Below are 17080 nucleotides of genomic sequence, written 5' to 3' on the forward strand. Positions count from 1 at the left end.
TATTAAAGCCTGCGCCTTATTCAGCTCGCTGCCGTCTGTCTGAATAAGTTCACCTGAGCAGGCTCAAGTAATCCCTTTTAAGCCGCGGCTACAGCAGAAAAACTGGGGAACAGAGTCCCATTGCCAGGACTGCCCGCATGGCTGGTGGCGATACTTTTACACCAGCAACGGCACCTGCTCTGTAATGCCGGGGTTTGAAAAAAAGAACATTCAGAACCTGTCGCAAGGCTTCAGCGATGAAATGTCGTCAGAGGCAGCGGGTATCACCACCACGCTGCATAAGGGATATTTCTGCCCGACCGCCTGCGCTTTCCAGTCGGTAAAGGGCGTTATTAAACTCCGGCCGCCAGTGCTTCCACCCGGCTGATAGCCTGATAAAGCGCCTCAACGGTGACCGGGTGCGCCATATTTTCCATATCTGGCGCGTGCACGGATTCGCGAACAATAATCGCCAGTTCCTCATCGGTCAGATCGGCAATCTCCTTAAGGGTGAGCGGTACGCCACACTGGCGGGCCAGCGCCATCTCATGCAGCAGTTCGTCATCAGGACGGTTTTCCAGCGCCAGCAGGCAGAGATTACCGTAGCCCACCAGCAGCCCGTGACCAAATTCACGCGTTTTGTCGCAGAAGGTAAAACCTTCATAAATGGCGTGTGCCGCCGCAGCGTGGGCACCATTGCTCATCAGCGAGGTCAGCCCGGCGAAGGTAAAGATTGCGTCTAATGCCTGATCAAGATGGTAATCCGGCAGATTTTTGCGCACCGCTTCACAGGCTTTCGGGCCGTGTTGGGCAATCACTTCATAGCAGATCAGGCTGTGCGCCAGCGAGGACCTGGCGCTGGCATCAACCGGCGGATGGCGCTGGCTGACGGCGCGGAACTCATACCATTTCGCCAGCGTATCGCCCAACCCAGCCGACAGCCAGCGCAAAGGCGCCTGAGCCAGCAGCTCGCTGTCGATAATTACTGCTGCTGGTGCCTGTGGCAGCGGGAAAATATCGTGGAAATTCCCGTTATCATCGTAACGAATGCTCAGCGGCGTAACGGCTGAACAGGTCGCGGCAATGGTCGGGATTGTGATGACCGGTACGTTATGTGCCGCACCCACCGCTTTGCAGGTATCCAGCGATTTTCCGCCGCCTGCGGCAATGATGATGTCGGCGTTCAACGAGGCCACCAGCTCACCCAGACGCTCGATTTGCGCTAAAGACGTTTCGCCGCCAAACCATTCGCAGCCCAGCAGGGTGACTTCAGCATCGGCAAGCTGGGTACGAACCTGGGACTCCACCGCTTTTATCGCCTGATGCCCACCAATTAACAATGCGCGATGGCCCAGTTCGCGGCAAATCTCACCTAACTGATGAATAACGCCCGCACCACGCAGCACGCGTGCAGGAAAAACCAGATTTTGTTCAGACATGGGTGACCTTTTAAACGTTGACGCTCAGCGCCTTCAGTTGTACTTCACTCCGGGTAATACACAGAGCATTTCATAAAGAATATTTGCCGCCAGCTGCGAGGTAGTGCCGCTGATATCATAAGGGGGTGATACCTCTACCAGATCGGCCCCAATCACATTCATTCCCCGGCAGCCGCGCACAATTTCCAGTCCCTGAATCGAGGTCAACCCTCCCACTTCCGGAGTGCCGGTGCCAGGAGCCCAGGCCGGATCGAAACTGTCGATATCATAGGAGAGATAAACCGGCCCGCTGCCCATCTGCGCCCGCACCTCCGCCATTAATGGCACCATCGACTGATACCAACATTTTTCAGCGGGTACCAGCCGGAAACCCCGATCCACACCCCACTGGAAATCGCCTGCGTCGTAACCCTGTGCGCGTTGACCAATCTGGACAACACGTTTGAGATCCAGCAAACCTTCTTCAACTGCACGGCGGAAGGTGGTGCCGTGTGCGATTTTCTCACCAAACATTTCATCATTGGTGTCGGTATGCGCATCCACATGTATCAAGCCGACCGGGCCGTGCTTTTTCACCAGCGCGCGTAAAATGGGCAACGTCAGCGTGTGGTCGCCGCCCAGCGTCAGCGGTACCAACGGGTAAGCATTCAGCCCGGTATAGTAGTCTTCAATAATCTGCACCGATTTATGCAAATTATAGGTATTGATCGACACATCACCGAGATCTGCCACCCGCAGTGAGTCAAATGGTGCCGCACCGGTTGCCATGTTGTAGGGACGAATCATTACGGAGTCGGCCCGAATAGCGCGTGGACCATAGCGGGTCCCGGCCCGTTGAGAGGTACCGATATCCATCGGGATCCCCACAAAAGCGGCATCAAGCCCTTCAGGGCTTTCCACCGCAGGCAGGCGCATCATGGTGCCTCGCCCGGCAAAGCGGGGCATCTCATTGCCACTCTGGGGCTGGGGAAAGTCGGGGTTGTCAGGGATCTGCATCAGGTCTTGTCTCCGGTAGCCAACGGTTTATATGCCATCATCTGCCGGATAAGGTTGTGAAAAAATCCCTGAGAGCAAATAATCAGTTCAGTAATTGCTGAACTAACAGCAAATCGATCCCAAGGACAAGCCGTGAGCGCCAACCGTCTCCCTAACCTGAAGCTGTTAACCATTTTCGCCACCGTTGCCCGCTGCCAGGGTTACACCCGTGCCCAGCAGGAGCTGAATATGACCATGCCGGCCATCAGTGGTTACATGAGCGAGCTGGAGCAGAAGCTCGGCTTTGTGCTGTGCCAGCGTGGACGGGGAGGATTTGCGCTGACGCCGCGTGGCGAACAGTTTTTGCAGTACAGCCTGCAACTGCTGGGTACGCTATCCGATTTTGACCGGCAGGTTGAAGGGCTGAAAACCGAGCAGGGGGGCGTATTTTCGCTGGGCGTGGTGGATTCCGTCTCCACAGACACCCGCCTGGGGCTTGCAGAGAGCATCAACCAGTTCAGCGAACGTTTTCCGGCAGTTTATCTTAACCTTTCCGTGCGGGATCCCAATGAGCTGCAGCAAAAGGTGCTGGATAATCGTCTTGATCTGGCCATTGGTCATTTTCCGGTAAACGTGAACAACCTGGTCACGGTGGCGCTGCACCATGAACAGCACTGGCTCTATTGCAGCGACAGCCATCCGCTCTATGACCAGCCAGAGCCATCGGCAGAGGCGCTGCACAGCTTTGGTTTTGTCACCCGCAGCTACTGGAATCAGGCGGAACTGGCTCGGCGCGGATTTAAAGCCAGCGCCGCCTCCGTAGAGAGCATAGAAGCGCAGCTGATCCTGATCCTGTCCGGCCGTTACATCGGCTACCTGCCCGAACACACTGCCCTGCCGTGGGTGGAAAAAAAACGGCTGAAACGGTTATCACCCCAGCAGTTCAGCTATCAGGCACCTTTCTCGCTGATCTTCCGCCGTGGGCGCAGCAGAGAAGTGCTGATCCGCGCCTTCCGCGATCTGGTCAAATTGCGAGCTGTCCCGAGGCAATAAGTGAAGAAGGCTGACGCGGGCCTGATACTGTGTAAAAATACAGGCCGTTTCAGTAAAAAGTGGTTGTTATGGCGTTATCTGCCGCGTTAAAAGCGCAAATTGCGGAGTGGTATAAAACCCTTCAGCAACAAATTCCTGACTTTATTCCCCGCGCGCCGCAGCGGCAGATGATTGCCGAAGTGGCGAAAACGCTGGCGGGGGATGATGGCCGTCATCTGGTGATTGAAGCGCCCACTGGCGTGGGGAAAACGCTTTCTTACCTGATCCCGGGGATCGCCGTCAGCCGCGCGGAAGAGAAACCGCTGGTGGTGAGTACGGCTAACGTGGCGCTACAGGATCAGATTTTCAGCAAAGATTTACCGCTGCTGAAGAAGATCATTCCGGATCTGCGCTTTACCGCCGCCTTTGGCCGTGGCCGCTATGTTTGCCCCCGTAATCTGTCGGCTCTGGCAACCGATGAGGAAAAACAGGGCGACCTGCTGCTCTTTTTGGATGAGCAGATGACTGCCAGCAAGGATGAGCGGGCGCTCTGTACCACCCTTGAAAAAAACCTTAACCGGCATCAGTGGGATGGCCTGCGCGATCACTGTGACGATTCCATTGAAGATTCGCTCTGGCAGCGCCTGAGCACCGATAAAGCCAACTGCCTTGGCAGCAACTGTCACTGGTTTCGCGAATGTCCGTTCTATGTGGCGAGGCGTGAAATAGAAAACGCGGATGTGGTGGTGGCGAACCATGCTTTAGTGATGGCGGCGCTGGAAACCGAATCGGTGCTGCCGCCGCCGAAAAATCTGCTGCTGGTGCTGGACGAAGGCCATCATCTGCCGGATGTGGCGCGGGATGCGCTGGAAATGAGCGGGGAAATCACTCCCGGCTGGAATACCCTGCAGCTTGATCTCTTCTGCCGCCTTGTGGAGCAGTGCCTGGCCCAGTTTCGCCCCAAAAGGCCGCCAGGCCTGAGCAATCCTGAACGTCTGAAAGCGCACTGTGAAGAGGTGCGCGAGCAGTTGCAGCAGCTCTCTCATATTCTTGCCCAGCTACTGCCGTCCGGCAATCAGGAGGGTGAATATCGCTTTGAGATGGGGCTGCTTCCCGAAGAAGTGCTGACCCTGTGCGCCCGTCTGTTCAAACTGTGTGATGGCCTGCGCGGGCTGGCGGAAGCGTTGCTGAACGATTTAAGCGAAAAGTCGGGGCAGTTTGATGTGGTCAGGCTGCACCGTGCGCTGATCCAGATGAATAAAGCGCTTGGCTGGTTTGAAGCCAGCAGCAAGCTCTGGAAACTGGCGGCGATGGAAAAAGCCTCTGGGGCGCCGGTCTCTAAATGGGCAACCAGAGAGATCCGCGACGGCAACGCCCACTTAATGTTTCACTGCGCCGGCATCCGCGTCAGCGATCAGCTGGAAAAATTGCTGTGGCGCAAAATTCCCCATGTGGTGCTGACTTCCGCCACGCTGCGCTCGCTAAGCAGCTTCCAGCGTCTGCAGGAGATGTCCGGCCTGTCGGAGAAGGTGGGCGACCGTTTTGTTGCGCTGGATTCGCCGTTTAACCATATTGAGCAGGGCAAGCTGGTGATCCCGCAGATGCAGTATGAGCCGATGCTGGCTAACGAAGTGAAGCATCTGGCGGAGATGGCGCACTTCTTCCGGACGCAAATTAAACTCGGCCTGCACAAAGGCATCTTAGTGCTGTTTGCCAGCGGCCGGGCGATGCAGCAGTTCCTCTCTTATCTGCCAGAGCTGCGTCTGATGATGCTGGTACAGGGCGATAAACCCCGGCCTGCGCTGGTGGCGCTGCACCGCAAGCGCGTTGAGCAGGGAGAGACCAGCATTCTGGTCGGGTTGCAATCTTTTGCCGAAGGGCTGGATCTGAAAGGGGATTTGCTGTCGCAGGTGCATATTCATAAAATTGCTTTCCCTCCGGTGGACAGCCCGGTTATTTTGACCGAGGGAGAGTGGCTGAAAAGCCTGAGACGCTACCCGTTTGAAGTACAAAGTCTGCCCAGCGCCTCGTTTAATCTGATCCAGCAGGTCGGCAGGCTGATCCGCAGCCATGAGTGTTTTGGCGAAATTGTCATTTACGACCGACGTCTGCTGAGCAAAAGCTACGGCGCCCGCCTGTTGGGGGCGCTGCCGGTCTTCCCGATTGAGCAGCCGGCAATGCCGGAAGGCGAGTTACCCAAAGCAAGTCTGGCACCTGCGGGAAAGAAACCCTCACCGCGCCGTCGTCGCTAATAACCGAAGAGCAGAAGCATGGAATATAACAAGATCATCAAAGAAGTGGGGCGCGGTAAAAACCATGCCCGTGATATCGATTTTGCTACCGCGCGTGAGCTTTACCGCCAGATGCTGGCGGGCGAAGTGCCAGATTTGGAGCTGGGTACGATCCTGATTGCGCTGCGCATCAAAGGTGAAGGCGAGGAGGAGATGCTCGGCTTTTATGAGGCGATGCAGGAGCGGGTCATGAAGCTGACTCCGCCTGTGCATTACCCCATGCCGGTGGTTATCCCGAGCTATAACGGCGCGCGTAAACAGGGGAACCTGACGCCGCTGCTGGCTTTACTGCTGAGCAGGCTGGGCTTTCCGGTTGTGGTGCATGGCGTCAGTGACGATCCCACCCGTGTCACCAGCGAAGCGGTCTTTCAGGCGCTGGGTGTTGCCGCAGTGCACTCTGCTGAGCAGGCGCAGGCGCAGCTTGAGCAGGGTGAACTGGTGTTTATGAGCGTTGCCACGCTCTGTGCGCCGCTGGAAAGGCAGCTCTCGCTGCGCTGGCGTATGGGCGTACGTAACAGCGCGCATACGCTGGCAAAACTGGCGACGCCGTTTGCGGAAGATGCCGCGCTGCGTCTCTCCAGCGTCTCTCATCCGGAATATATCCCCCGCGTAGGGCAGTTTTTCCGGGCTATCGGCGGGCGGGCACTGCTGCTGAACGGTACCGAAGGGGAGGTCTATGCCAACCCTCAGCGCTGTCCCGCTATCAGCCTGATTGCGGGCGGTGAGCCAGAAGTGCTGCTGCCCCGGCAGGAGGAGGAGGGGGCAGCACGCGATACGCTGCCGGCAGCGAAAGATGCCGCTACCACCGCGGCATGGATAGCCCGGTGCCTGAACCGTGAGCTGGCTGTACCGGAGTCGCTTCGCCAGCAGATTGCCTGCTGCTATATGGCAACTGGCCGGGCGGCAGACCGACAGGATGCGCTGGAACAGCTCGTCAGGGCAGGTTACTGAGGCAGGTTGCCTGCGCAGGCTGGGGCTGAATGCAGAAGGCTACATTTTGCTGCTCCAGCCTGGCAGGCTGTTTAACGCCGGGGAAGCAGTTGTTCGGCCAGCGCACTCCAGAATGCGATGCCTTTGCCGATCAGCTGGTCATTGAAGTCGTAGTGCGCATTATGCAGCGGTCGGGAAGGCGTCTCGCCATCGGCTCCCAGCCAGAAGTAGGCGCCGGGGCACGCTTCCAGCATACAGGCGAAATCTTCTGAAGCCATCGACGGGCTTACTTCCCAGTGCACCTGCTCAGCGGGTAACAGCGTCAGCGCGCAGTCGCGTACCTTCAGCGCTTCTGCCGCGTCATTTTTCGTCACCGGATAATCGGTGAGATAGTCAATGCTGCCCTCAATGCCCAGTGGCGCGGTGAACGAGATCACAAACTCATCAATCATTTTACGTACTTTGCTGCGCACATCGGCCTGCAAACAGCGCAACGTGCCGCGCAGCACCACATTTTCCGGGATCACGTTAATCGCCTCGCCGCCGTTGATCTGCGTGATGCTGACTACTGCTGAAGCCAGAGGGGATAAACGACGGGACGGAATGGTTTGTAGCGCCAGAATCAACTGGGCCGCCGCCACCACGGGGTCGGCTCCGTTTTCCGGCATGGCGGCGTGGCAGCTTCTGCCGCGTAAGGTGATCTCAAACGCATCAAGGGAGGCCATCATCGCTCCGCTGTTCACCGCAACATGCCCTGCAGGCAAGCCTGGCCAGTTGTGCATGCCGTAAATAGCATCCATCGGGAACAGCGTAAACAGACCTTCGGCAACCATTTTCCGCGCCCCGCCCAGATTCTCTTCCGCAGGCTGGAAAACGAAATGCAGGGTGCCGCTGAACTGGCGGGTCTGGCTGAGGTGCTTCGCCGCGGCCAGCAGCATGGCGGTATGGCCATCATGGCCACAGGCATGCATCACGCCCGGCCGCGTCGAGCGCCAGGCTGGTTCGCCCCGTTCGGTTATCGGCAGCGCATCCATATCGGCGCGAAATCCAATACTGGGACCGGGGCCGTTTTCCAGCGTACCCACCACGCCGGTACCGGCCAGGCCGGTATGTACCTGCAACCCGAATGCCCGAAGCTGCTCCGCGACTCTGTGCGAGGTTTGATGTTCCTGATAGCCCAGTTCCGGCAGGGCGTGCAGTTCTCTGCGCCAGCCGGTGGCCTCTTCAATCAGCGAAACGGGAATTGTCATGACGTCCTCTCCTCTGCAGCCGCAAATTCCTGATATCTGGCTGGATCAAGGTAGCATAAAAAGGGGGGCAGCGCTGGCGGTGAAAATGAGGCAGGCCGGGCAGAGCGCCCGACCTGGAAGGGTTACTTCACCATCGGCAGGTTCAGCTCGTGCTTAGCGGCACAGGCCTGCGCCAGTTCATAGCCCGCATCGGCGTGACGCATCACGCCAGTGGCGGGATCGTTCCACAAAACGCGGCTCAGCCGCTTGTCCGCTTCAGCGGTGCCGTCACAGACGATAACCACGCCCGCATGCTGAGAGAAACCCATGCCCACGCCGCCGCCGTGGTGCAGGCTGACCCAGGTGGCACCCCCCGCAGTATTGAGCAGGGCGTTCAGCAGCGGCCAGTCAGAAACGGCATCAGAACCATCCTTCATCGCTTCCGTCTCGCGGTTTGGCGATGCCACGGAACCGCAGTCCAGATGGTCACGACCAATCACCACCGGCGCTTTCAGCTCGCCGTTGCGCACCATTTCGTTAAAGGCCAGCCCGGCAAGATGACGCTCACCCAGCCCCAGCCAGCAGATACGCGCAGGCAAGCCCTGGAAAGCGATGCGCTCCTGCGCCATATCAAGCCAGCGATGCAGGTTTTTGTGATCCGGGAACAGCTCTTTCAGTTTGGCATCGGTTTTATAGATATCTTCCGGATCGCCGGAGAGCGCCACCCAGCGGAACGGGCCTTTACCTTCACAGAACAGCGGCCGGATATAGGCCGGAACAAATCCCGGAAAATCAAAAGCGTTCTTTACGCCTTCGTCGAGAGCGACCTGGCGGATATTGTTGCCGTAATCCACTGTGGGCACGCCCATGTGGCAAAAGTCGAGCATTGCCTGAACATGGACCGCCATGGAGGCCCTGGCTGCTCTCTCAACCGCTTTAGGATCGCTTTTCCGCGTCTCTTCCCAGCGCGAAAGCGACCAGCCAACCGGCAGATAGCCATTGATGGGATCATGGGCGGAGGTCTGATCGGTAACAATATCAGGCTTCATGCCGCCTGCTTTGGCACGCTTAACCAGCTCAGGCACGATCTCTGCGGCGTTGCCCAGCAGCCCTACAGAGATGGCGCGCTTCTGCTGGTTAGCCTGGTCGATCATCGCCAGCGCCTCATCAAGCGTGGTGGCTTTGTAATCCACGTAACGGGTACGCAGCCGGAAGTCGATACGTGATTCCTGGCACTCAATCGCCAGCACAGAAGCCCCGGCCAGTACGCCAGCCAGCGTCTGCGCGCCGCCCATGCCGCCCAGTCCGGCGGTAAGGATCCATTTGCCGCTCAGGTCACCGTTGTAATGCTGACGGCCCGCTTCGGCAAAAGTTTCAAAAGTACCCTGCACGATGCCCTGAGCACCAATGTAAATCCAGGAGCCTGCGGTCATCTGGCCATACATCATCAGGCCCGCTTTATCGAGCTCGTGAAAATGGTCCCAGTTCGCCCAGTGCGGCACCAGGTTGGAGTTAGCAATCAGCACGCGCGGCGCATCGGCATGAGTACGGAAAACGCCAACCGGTTTACCAGACTGCACCAGCAAAGTTTCCTCCGGCTGCAGGGCTTTGAGCGAACGCAGGATCTGCTCAAAGCACTCCCAGTTACGTGCGGCTTTGCCAATGCCGCCATACACCACCAGATCTTCAGGACGTTCCGCCACATCCGGATCGAGGTTGTTCTGGATCATGCGATACGCCGCTTCAATCAGCCAGTTAGCGCAGTGGAGTTCGCTGCCATGGGGAGCACGGACTTCACGCGCCACCGCTTTGCTTAGGTTGTCACTCATCATCAAATCCTTAATTTGGGGAGGAAACTGCAGGTGCTGAGCTGGGGAAAAGGGAGGCGATGGGAGCAGGCCAGCTATCGCTGCTTGCCCACAGCCGCATCTGTTCAATATCCGGGGCCATCAGGCGATCTTTTTCGAGCCAGGCTACGCGCTTGCGCAGGTTAGCCATCTCCTGTTCAATCAGAGGCGAACTGTGCAACGGACGATGGAAATCGATGCCCTGCGCGGCTGCCATGGCTTCAATACCGACCACAACAGCAGTGTTAAAGCACATCGCGCCGAGACGGCGGGCGGCATAGGTAGCCATCGAGACATGGTCTTCCTGATTGGCAGAGGTCGGCAGGCTGTCGACGCTGCCGGGATGCGCCAGAGATTTATTTTCCGAAGCCAGCGCGGCTGCGGTGACCTGAGCAATCATAAAGCCGGAGTTGACGCCGCCATCGTTGACCAGGAAAGGAGGCAGGCCGGAGAGTCCGCTGTCCAGCAGCAGCGCCATACGCCGTTCCGAGATCGCGCCAATTTCGGCAATCGCCAGCGCCAGAATGTCGGCAGCGAAGGCAACGGGTTCAGCATGGAAATTACCGCCGGAGATCACATCTCCCGTATCGCTGAAGACCAGAGGATTATCGGAGGCGGCATTGGCCTCAATCTGCAGCACTTTAGCCGCATGAAGCAGGTTATCCAGACAGGCGCCCATCACCTGGGGTACGCAGCGGATGGAGTAGGGGTCCTGAACGCGGCCACAGTCAGCATGGGAATGCAGAATATCACTGCCTTCCAGCAGCGAGGAAACCGCTGCTGCCACCAGGATCTGCCCATGCTGCCCACGCGCTTCATGAATGCGGCTGTCGTAGGGTTTGATCGAACCTTTGATCGCTTCCAGCGACAGCGCTCCGGCTACCAGCCCCGCTGCAAACACTTTTTCACCTTCAAACAGCCCACGCAGGGCCAGCGCGGTGGAAACCTGCGTGCCGTTTAGCAGCGCCAGTCCCTCTTTCGGACCCAGGACAAAGGGTTGCAGTCCGGCCAGCGCCAGTCCTTCTGTAGCCGGGATCAATTTGCCCGCTACGCGCACTTCCCCTTCCCCAAGCAGCATCAGCGAAAGGTGCGCCAGCGGGGCCAGATCGCCAGAGGCGCCCACGGAGCCTTTCTCGGGGATGCAGGGCATCACACCGGCATTGAACAGCGCCAGCAGGCCCTCTATCAGCGCTATCCGTACACCGGAGTGGCCGCGCGCCAGGCTGATGATTTTGGTCGCCATAACCAACCGCACCACGTCATCCGGCAGCAGCTCGCCAATACCCACGCTGTGGGAAAGCACCAGGTTGCGCTGCAATTCGGCAAGCCGCTGGGCAGGAATGGACGTTTGCGCCAGCTTGCCAAAGCCGGTATTGATGCCGTAGGTCACTTTGCCTGAATCAACAATGGCCTCGACGGTTTCATAAGCCCTGAGAACGCTGGCGCGGGCGCCTTCATCCAGCGAAAGCTGAACGTTACCGTGATAAATGCGTTTCAGCGTTGCCAGCTCGACCTTACCGGGGTTCAGCTGACAGAGAGAGGGGGCGACTGGCATGGTATACTCCTGTATAGACAAGTTGGTGTGCACTAATCCCTTTTCAGGGGGCCGGGTTCACAGACCGCGACAGGCTACTTTCTGCAGTGAAGCAGATGTGTATAGTGTTGTCTATACAATTAGCAATGCTTGTGCCAGATCGATCACAAAAGTTTTTGCCGGTGAGGTTTAGCTGTTCAGGAGTGAAACAGCCGCATTTATCGGGCATTTTGTTACAGCGCTGAAGAACAGGAAGTGCAGTGAGCAGCCTGTTTTTGCACTGTGTCGAGCAGCACTGCCCTGGAACGGTGCAGGGTGCGTCCCTGAGATGTATATACATTTAAGAGGCTAAACAGTAAACTGGCGAAAGTATCTTCATCAAGGAAGCGTTTTATATGGTTGAACAGACTGCCATTTCCCAACTCTCTGCCGCCATGAGCGATCAGCCTGCGCCGATTTATCAGCGGGTCAAGCAGGCGATTATCAGCCAGATTTCGGAAGGCGTCTGGAAACCGAACCAGCGTGTTCCTTCGGAAAGCGAACTGGTCAACGAGCTGGGCGTCAGCCGGATGACCATTAACCGGGCGCTGCGGGAGCTGACCAGTGAAGGCTACCTGATACGTATGCAGGGAGTGGGTACATTTGTCGCGGAGTCCAGGGGCTACACGGCGATGCTGGAAGTGCATAACATTGCCGAAGAGATTGCCCAGCGCGGGCGTCGGCACAGCAGCAAAATCCTTGAGCTGCGGGAAATCAAAGCGGACCCTGAACAGGCCGCGGTGCTGGGACTGACCACCGGACAGTCGGTCTTTCACTCCACCATTGTGCATTTTGAGAATGAGCTGGCTGTGCAGCTGGAAGATCGTCTGGTTAATCCGCTGGTGGCGCCAGATTATCTGCAGCAGGATTTTCAAAACCAGACGCCCTACACCTACCTGATGCGTGCAGCGCCGTTAACGGCAGGAGAGCACATCGTGGAAGCGGTACTGCCCCTGCGCCAGCAGTGCAGCGCGCTCTCCATTGATTCCAACGAGCCTTGCCTGCTGATCCGCCGCCAGACCTGGAGCGACACCAGGATTGTAACCTACGCTAAGCTGCTCTATCCCGGCTCTCGCTACAAACTGCTGGGGCGGTTTAAAGGGCACGGTTAATTACCGCCCGGCAATCTCAGCCAGCAGTAAAAGCGCCCCGGAAGATGTCGGGACGAAAGAGGGCGCGGCTGAATGCCACCAGGCCCCCTGACCCTGAGTAAGGGGCTGCGTGTCGGTAAGCCATTCTCCCGCCAGTACGTACACTACGCCTGCGTTTTGTGGGGCAGGGGAACAAGCCTCTGCAATGACTCTGACCGCTGCACGATGCGTTTCGCGCCGGGCCATAACGTTGAAGTCGGTACTGACGCCGCCGGTCAGCCTGGCCTCAATCTCATCTTCTCCGGCAAAAACAAACGGCTGATGTGGCCGCAGCAGCTGGGTATACCGGCTCCCGGCCTTCAGCTCCACGCCTTCACCCTCCAGCAGCGTAATAACCCTGTCGATGCCGGGAAAACGTGAAAAGGCGCCGTCTGCGGCAATGGTAGCTATGCTGATGCGCCAGCTGAATTCTGTGCTGTCAGGCGGAAAGCTGACAATCTCTCGCGTTTCACCGCCGCCGTTGCGCCAGCGGCTCACGGGCAGCGTGGCGTTGTCGTAGAAATGGATCATTTCAGCCCCTCTACCGCTTCGCGGAACGCGGCATCAATCTGCTGCTGCTGTGCATGCTGTCCGTGCTGAATAAGCTGCCTGCCAGCGACAAAGACATCCTGAATTTGTCCGCGATGACCGGCAAACAGCCAGCGGTTAAGCAGCGACCGATCGGGTGTCGTGCCCAGCATGGCGTCGTCCGCCAGCACCAGCCAGTCGGCACGGAAACCGGGAGCGATCTGACCCATTTTAACCCCACAGGCCTGAGCGCCGCCCGCCAGCGCCTGACGGTAGAGCAGATCGCCCACCGAAATCTCTTCGCCAGCCACAATGCGGTTACGACGGCGGTCACGCAGGCGCTGTCCGTACTCCAGCCAGCGAAGCTCTTCCACCACGTCCAGCGAAACGTGGCTGTCGGAACCGATGCCCCAGCGCCCGCCCTGAGCGATATACTCCGTGGCGGGGAAAATGCCGTCGCCAAGGTTCGCCTCGGTTGTCGGGCATAAACCCGCTACCGCACCGCTTGCGGCCAGGCGTGCAATTTCGCTCTTATCCAGATGCGTGGCATGAATAAGAGTCCAGCGGGCATCAACCTCAAACCGGTTCAGCAGCCAGCTCACCGGGCGTTCACCGCTCCAGGCCTGGCTGTCTCTGACCTCTTTCTCCTGTTCAGCAATATGAATATGCACCGGTAGGGTGTCAGGCAGCGCCGCCAGCACTTCCTGCATCTGCGCTTCACTCACTGCACGCAGCGAGTGGAAGCAGATACCCTGATTGTGTAGCGGCTTACCGGTGAGAGAGTCTCTGATTTGTTGCTGCTGACGCAGATAGTGCGCCGTATCCTGAATAAAGCGTTTCTGTCCCGGCTGAGGCGGCTGTGCGCCAAACCCGGCATAGCTGTAAAGCACCGGCAGCAGCGTCTGCCCAATCCCGGCGCGTTCAGCAGCCGCAATCAGCTGCTGAAGCATCTCATCTTCAGGATAGGGATTGCCGTCAGGGTCATGGTGCAGATAGTGGAACTCAGCAACCTGGGTGTAGCCGCCTTTCAACATCTCAACATAGAGATGCTCGGCGATAGCGCCAACCTGCGGCGGGGAGAGCCGCTGCACCATGCGGTACATTAAATCCCGCCATGTCCAGAAGCTGTCCTGCGGATCGCCAGCCACTTCAGCCAGCCCCGCCATTACCCGCTGGAAAGCGTGTGAATGCAAATTCGCCATGGCTGGGATCACCGCGCCGTTCAGGCGCTGCGCGTTGTCGGGCAGGGCCTCAGCTGTCAGAGAGTGGATAAATCCTGCGCTGTCCACTTCCATCAATACGTCGTGGTGCCAACCGTCCACCAGCAGGACGCGTGGCGCAAAATAGCGAGCCATCATGGTTGATTCCCGGGCAATGTAGTTGTATATACATATACATACTTATGAATCAACAGTAAAGCCGGGAGAGAAGATGAGCGATGAACTGCGCTGTGACAGCCTGTGGTACGGGGCCGATCTCGTCACCATGCAGGACGGAAAATATAACATCATCCCGGACGGCGCTGTCGCGGTTCGTCAGGATAAAATTGCCTGGATTGGCCCCCGCAACGAGTCAAAACATATTAAAGCGGAGAGGCATACCAATCTGGGCGGCGGCATTGTGACGCCGGGTCTGGTGGACTGCCATACGCATCTGGTATTTGGCGGCGATCGCAGCCATGAGTTTGAGCAGCGGCTCAACGGGGTAAGCTACAGTGAGATTGCCGCACAGGGCGGGGGAATTATTTCTACCGTCAACGCCACCCGTAAAGCCACCCTCGACCAGCTCGTTGCCTCTGCCAGCTGGCGGCTGGAAAGATTGCTGGCGGAAGGCGTCACCACGGTTGAGATTAAATCGGGCTATGGTCTGGATCTGGCGAGCGAGATACGGATGCTTAAAGCGATCCGGCAGCTGGCAAAAATGCATCCGGTTCAGATTCAGGCGACCTGTCTGGCGGCACACGCCACGCCCCCTGAATTCAAAGAAGATCCGGACGGCTGGATAACCCTGATTTGCGAAACGCTGTTACCTCAGGTCGCCAGCGAGAAGCTTGCCGATGCGGTAGATGCTTTTTGTGAATATCTTGCCTTCTCTCCGGCTCAGGTCACTCGCGTATTTGAAGCGGCTAAGCGTCTTGGTATGCCGGTTAAGCTGCATGCAGAACAGCTCTCTTCGCTGGGCGGCGGCGAGCTGGCGGCGAAGTTCAGCGCGCTCTCCGCCGATCATCTTGAATATGCGCAGGAAAGTGACGTGGCGGCCATGGCGAAAAGCGGCACCGTCGCGGTGCTGCTGCCCGGCGCTTTCTACCTGCTGCGTGAAAAGCAGCTTCCACCCGTTGCGCTGTTCCGTCACTACAGGGTTCCCATGGCGCTGGCCAGCGATGCCAACCCTGGCACCTCACCCGCGCTGTCGCTTCGTCTGATGATGAATATGGGCTGCACGCTGTTTGGCATGACGCCGGAAGAGGCGCTGGCAGGCGTGACCCTCTACGGCGCGCAGGCGCTGGGGCTGGCCGCTACGCAAGGCTCGCTGGAAACCGGAAAATATGCAGATTTCGTTCACTGGCCGCTTCAGCGTCCGGCGGAACTGGTTTACTGGCTGGGCGGAGAACTGCCTTGTCAGGTAATTTTCAGAGGAGAAGCCATACGATGAAACCGTTCGAATTTACCCAGGGCACGCTGCCGCTGCTGTTCAGCGCTCCCCATGCCGGGACGGCGCTGACGCCAGAAGTGGAGCAGGGTCTTAGCGAAGCGGCCAGCGGTCTGCCGGATACTGACTGGCATATTCCTCAGCTTTACGATTTTCTTGCGGAAAGCGGTGCCAGCATGCTGTTGGCGAACTATTCGCGCTTTGTGATTGATCTCAACCGTCCGCCAGACAATGAAGCGCTCTATACCACGGCCACTACCGGCCTCTATCCGGAAACGCTGTTTGACGGTACGCCAACGTTTAAGCCAGGAATGACGCCCACTGCTGCTCAGCGGCAGGGTTATCTGGAGACCATCTGGATGCCGTATCACCAGCAAATTCAGCAGGAGTTAGCCAGAATCAAACAGAAATTTGGCTATGCGCTGCTGTTTGATGCGCACTCCATCGCCTCGGTTATTCCGCGTCTGTTTGAGGGTAAGTTACCCGACCTGAATCTGGGTACCAACGGCGGCCTGAGCTGTAGCCCGGCTATCGCCGAGGCATTAACGGCGTGCTGTACGGCACAGACAGAGTTCAGCTGGGTGATAAATGGACGCTTCAAAGGGGGCTATATTACCCGCGCCTATGGCAAGCCAGAGCAGAATCAGCACGCGCTACAGCTTGAGCTGGCGCAATGTAATTATATGGATGAAGCGCCGCCGTTTGGCTGGCGGGGTGATAAAGCGGCCCGACTTCAGCCGCTGTTAAAAGCACTTATTAAAGCGATGTTCCCTTAGCGTCGTGCATCCGGCCGCCGCAGATCAAAGCGCAGCTCTTCGCTGATGGCGTAGTAGGCGCTGGGGCCGCCGGCCCGCAGGATAGGGTTGGCTTTCGCGGTCTGATAGATCCCTTCTTCCAGCAGATCGTGATCGATATGGATCGCCACGGCTTCACCAAATACCATCCACTGCTCCAGTTTCTCGCCATCTGCGCCTTCCAGCTGGAGTACCTGAGTCAGCTTACACTCAAAGTTCACCGGGCTTTCTGCCACCATGCTGACATTGACCTGAGTACCAGGTAGCGGAGTCAGCCCGGCAAGGGTGAACTCATCGTCGCCATGGGGCACCGAGGCGGAGCTTTCATTCATCGCGACAGCCAGCTCGCGGGTCGCCAGGTTCCAGACGAATTCGCCGGTTTCAACGATATTCGCCACGCTGTCCTTCCAGCCCTGGCTGGAAAAGCCAATAATCGGTGGCTTATAGTTGAAGCAGTTGAAAAAACTGTAGGGCGCCAGGTTGCGCTCACCTTTAGCGCTTTGTGAACTGATCCAGCCAATCGGGCGTGGCCCGATGATGGCATTCAACGGATCGTGTGGCAGACCATGTCCAAGGCGAGGTTGATAAGTGTGGCGGGAACGCGTCATGCAAACTCCTTAAAATGAGGGTAATTTCATCATCATAGACTACTGGCCCGCGGAAAAAAGCCGGGAATGGTTTACC

Annotated in this window: 15 protein-coding genes; 7 read left to right on the top strand and 8 right to left on the bottom strand. The window is 57.9% G+C overall.

Annotated features, from left to right (window positions below; all coding sequences use genetic code 11):
- The first annotated feature begins 70 nt into the window (after window positions 1–70).
- Entirely contained in the window at window positions 71–367 is a 297-nt protein-coding gene (locus tag SD961_RS21765; protein ID WP_412916728.1) for an antirestriction protein, read from the top strand.
- On the opposite strand, the gene SD961_RS19270 is transcribed toward SD961_RS21765, so the two are convergent.
- Entirely contained in the window at window positions 333–1418 is a 1086-nt protein-coding gene (locus SD961_RS19270) for an iron-containing alcohol dehydrogenase family protein (protein WP_318791946.1), read from the bottom strand. The two genes, SD961_RS21765 and SD961_RS19270, sit on opposite strands and share 35 nt — an antisense overlap.
- A gap of 33 nt (window positions 1419–1451) precedes the next feature.
- The gene (gene speB / locus SD961_RS19275; protein WP_318791947.1) at window positions 1452–2414 is read right to left on the bottom strand and encodes an agmatinase; all 963 of its coding nucleotides are present in this window, start codon (window positions 2412–2414) and stop codon (window positions 1452–1454) included.
- A 132-nt stretch (window positions 2415–2546) separates the two neighbouring features.
- Between speB and SD961_RS19280 the strand changes: the two genes are divergently transcribed.
- The 3 genes from SD961_RS19280 (at window position 2547) to ybiB (ending at window position 6667) form a co-directional block, all read left to right on the top strand.
- A complete protein-coding gene (locus SD961_RS19280) occupies window positions 2547–3446 on the top strand; it encodes a LysR family transcriptional regulator (protein ID WP_318791948.1) in 900 nt (299 codons plus the stop codon).
- A 68-nt stretch (window positions 3447–3514) separates the two neighbouring features.
- A complete protein-coding gene (gene dinG / locus SD961_RS19285; RefSeq protein ID WP_318791949.1) occupies window positions 3515–5677 on the top strand; it encodes an ATP-dependent DNA helicase DinG in 2163 nt (720 codons plus the stop codon).
- Window positions 5678–5695: 18 nt separating this feature from the next.
- Window positions 5696–6667, top strand: a complete 972-nt coding sequence (gene ybiB, locus SD961_RS19290; RefSeq protein WP_318791950.1) for a DNA-binding protein YbiB — start codon at window positions 5696–5698, stop codon at window positions 6665–6667.
- Between the two features lie 71 nt (window positions 6668–6738).
- Here the strand turns inward: ybiB and SD961_RS19295 are convergent, their stop codons facing one another.
- From SD961_RS19295 to hutH, 3 genes are all read right to left on the bottom strand, one after another.
- Entirely contained in the window at window positions 6739–7896 is a 1158-nt protein-coding gene (locus SD961_RS19295; protein ID WP_318791951.1) for a M20 aminoacylase family protein, read from the bottom strand.
- Window positions 7897–8018: 122 nt separating this feature from the next.
- Window positions 8019–9704, bottom strand: a complete 1686-nt coding sequence (gene hutU / locus SD961_RS19300) for a urocanate hydratase (protein WP_318791999.1) — start codon at window positions 9702–9704, stop codon at window positions 8019–8021.
- 10 nt (window positions 9705–9714) lie between these two features.
- The gene (gene hutH / locus SD961_RS19305) at window positions 9715–11277 is read right to left on the bottom strand and encodes a histidine ammonia-lyase (protein WP_318791952.1); all 1563 of its coding nucleotides are present in this window, start codon (window positions 11275–11277) and stop codon (window positions 9715–9717) included.
- 374 nt (window positions 11278–11651) lie between these two features.
- Between hutH and hutC the strand changes: the two genes are divergently transcribed.
- The gene (gene hutC / locus SD961_RS19310; RefSeq protein ID WP_318791953.1) at window positions 11652–12407 is read left to right on the top strand and encodes a histidine utilization repressor; all 756 of its coding nucleotides are present in this window, start codon (window positions 11652–11654) and stop codon (window positions 12405–12407) included.
- Here hutC and SD961_RS19315 read toward each other — a convergent pair whose 3' ends face one another.
- Both SD961_RS19315 and SD961_RS19320 read right to left on the bottom strand, forming a co-directional pair.
- Complete coding sequence (locus SD961_RS19315) at window positions 12408–12956, bottom strand: HutD family protein (RefSeq protein ID WP_318791954.1); 549 nt, start codon at window positions 12954–12956, stop codon at window positions 12408–12410. It lies immediately after the preceding gene.
- The gene (locus tag SD961_RS19320; protein ID WP_318792000.1) at window positions 12953–14308 is read right to left on the bottom strand and encodes a formimidoylglutamate deiminase; all 1356 of its coding nucleotides are present in this window, start codon (window positions 14306–14308) and stop codon (window positions 12953–12955) included. Before SD961_RS19320 ends, SD961_RS19315 begins: the two co-directional genes overlap by 4 nt.
- Before the next feature lie 76 nt (window positions 14309–14384).
- Between SD961_RS19320 and hutI the strand changes: the two genes are divergently transcribed.
- Window positions 14385–15605 (top strand): imidazolonepropionase, encoded by a 1221-nt coding sequence (gene hutI / locus SD961_RS19325; protein ID WP_318791955.1) that lies wholly within the window; start codon window positions 14385–14387, stop codon window positions 15603–15605.
- Window positions 15602–16378 (top strand): N-formylglutamate deformylase, encoded by a 777-nt coding sequence (hutG, locus tag SD961_RS19330; protein ID WP_318791956.1) that lies wholly within the window; start codon window positions 15602–15604, stop codon window positions 16376–16378. Before hutI ends, hutG begins: the two co-directional genes overlap by 4 nt.
- Here the strand turns inward: hutG and SD961_RS19335 are convergent.
- Complete coding sequence (locus SD961_RS19335; RefSeq protein ID WP_318791957.1) at window positions 16375–17004, bottom strand: flavin reductase family protein; 630 nt, start codon at window positions 17002–17004, stop codon at window positions 16375–16377. The two genes, hutG and SD961_RS19335, sit on opposite strands and share 4 nt — an antisense overlap.
- Window positions 17005–17080 lie beyond the last annotated feature (76 nt).

It is taken from the genome of Erwinia sp. MMLR14_017, from assembly GCF_033657285.1.
In the GTDB taxonomy this organism is placed as follows: Bacteria; Pseudomonadota; Gammaproteobacteria; order Enterobacterales; family Enterobacteriaceae; genus Erwinia.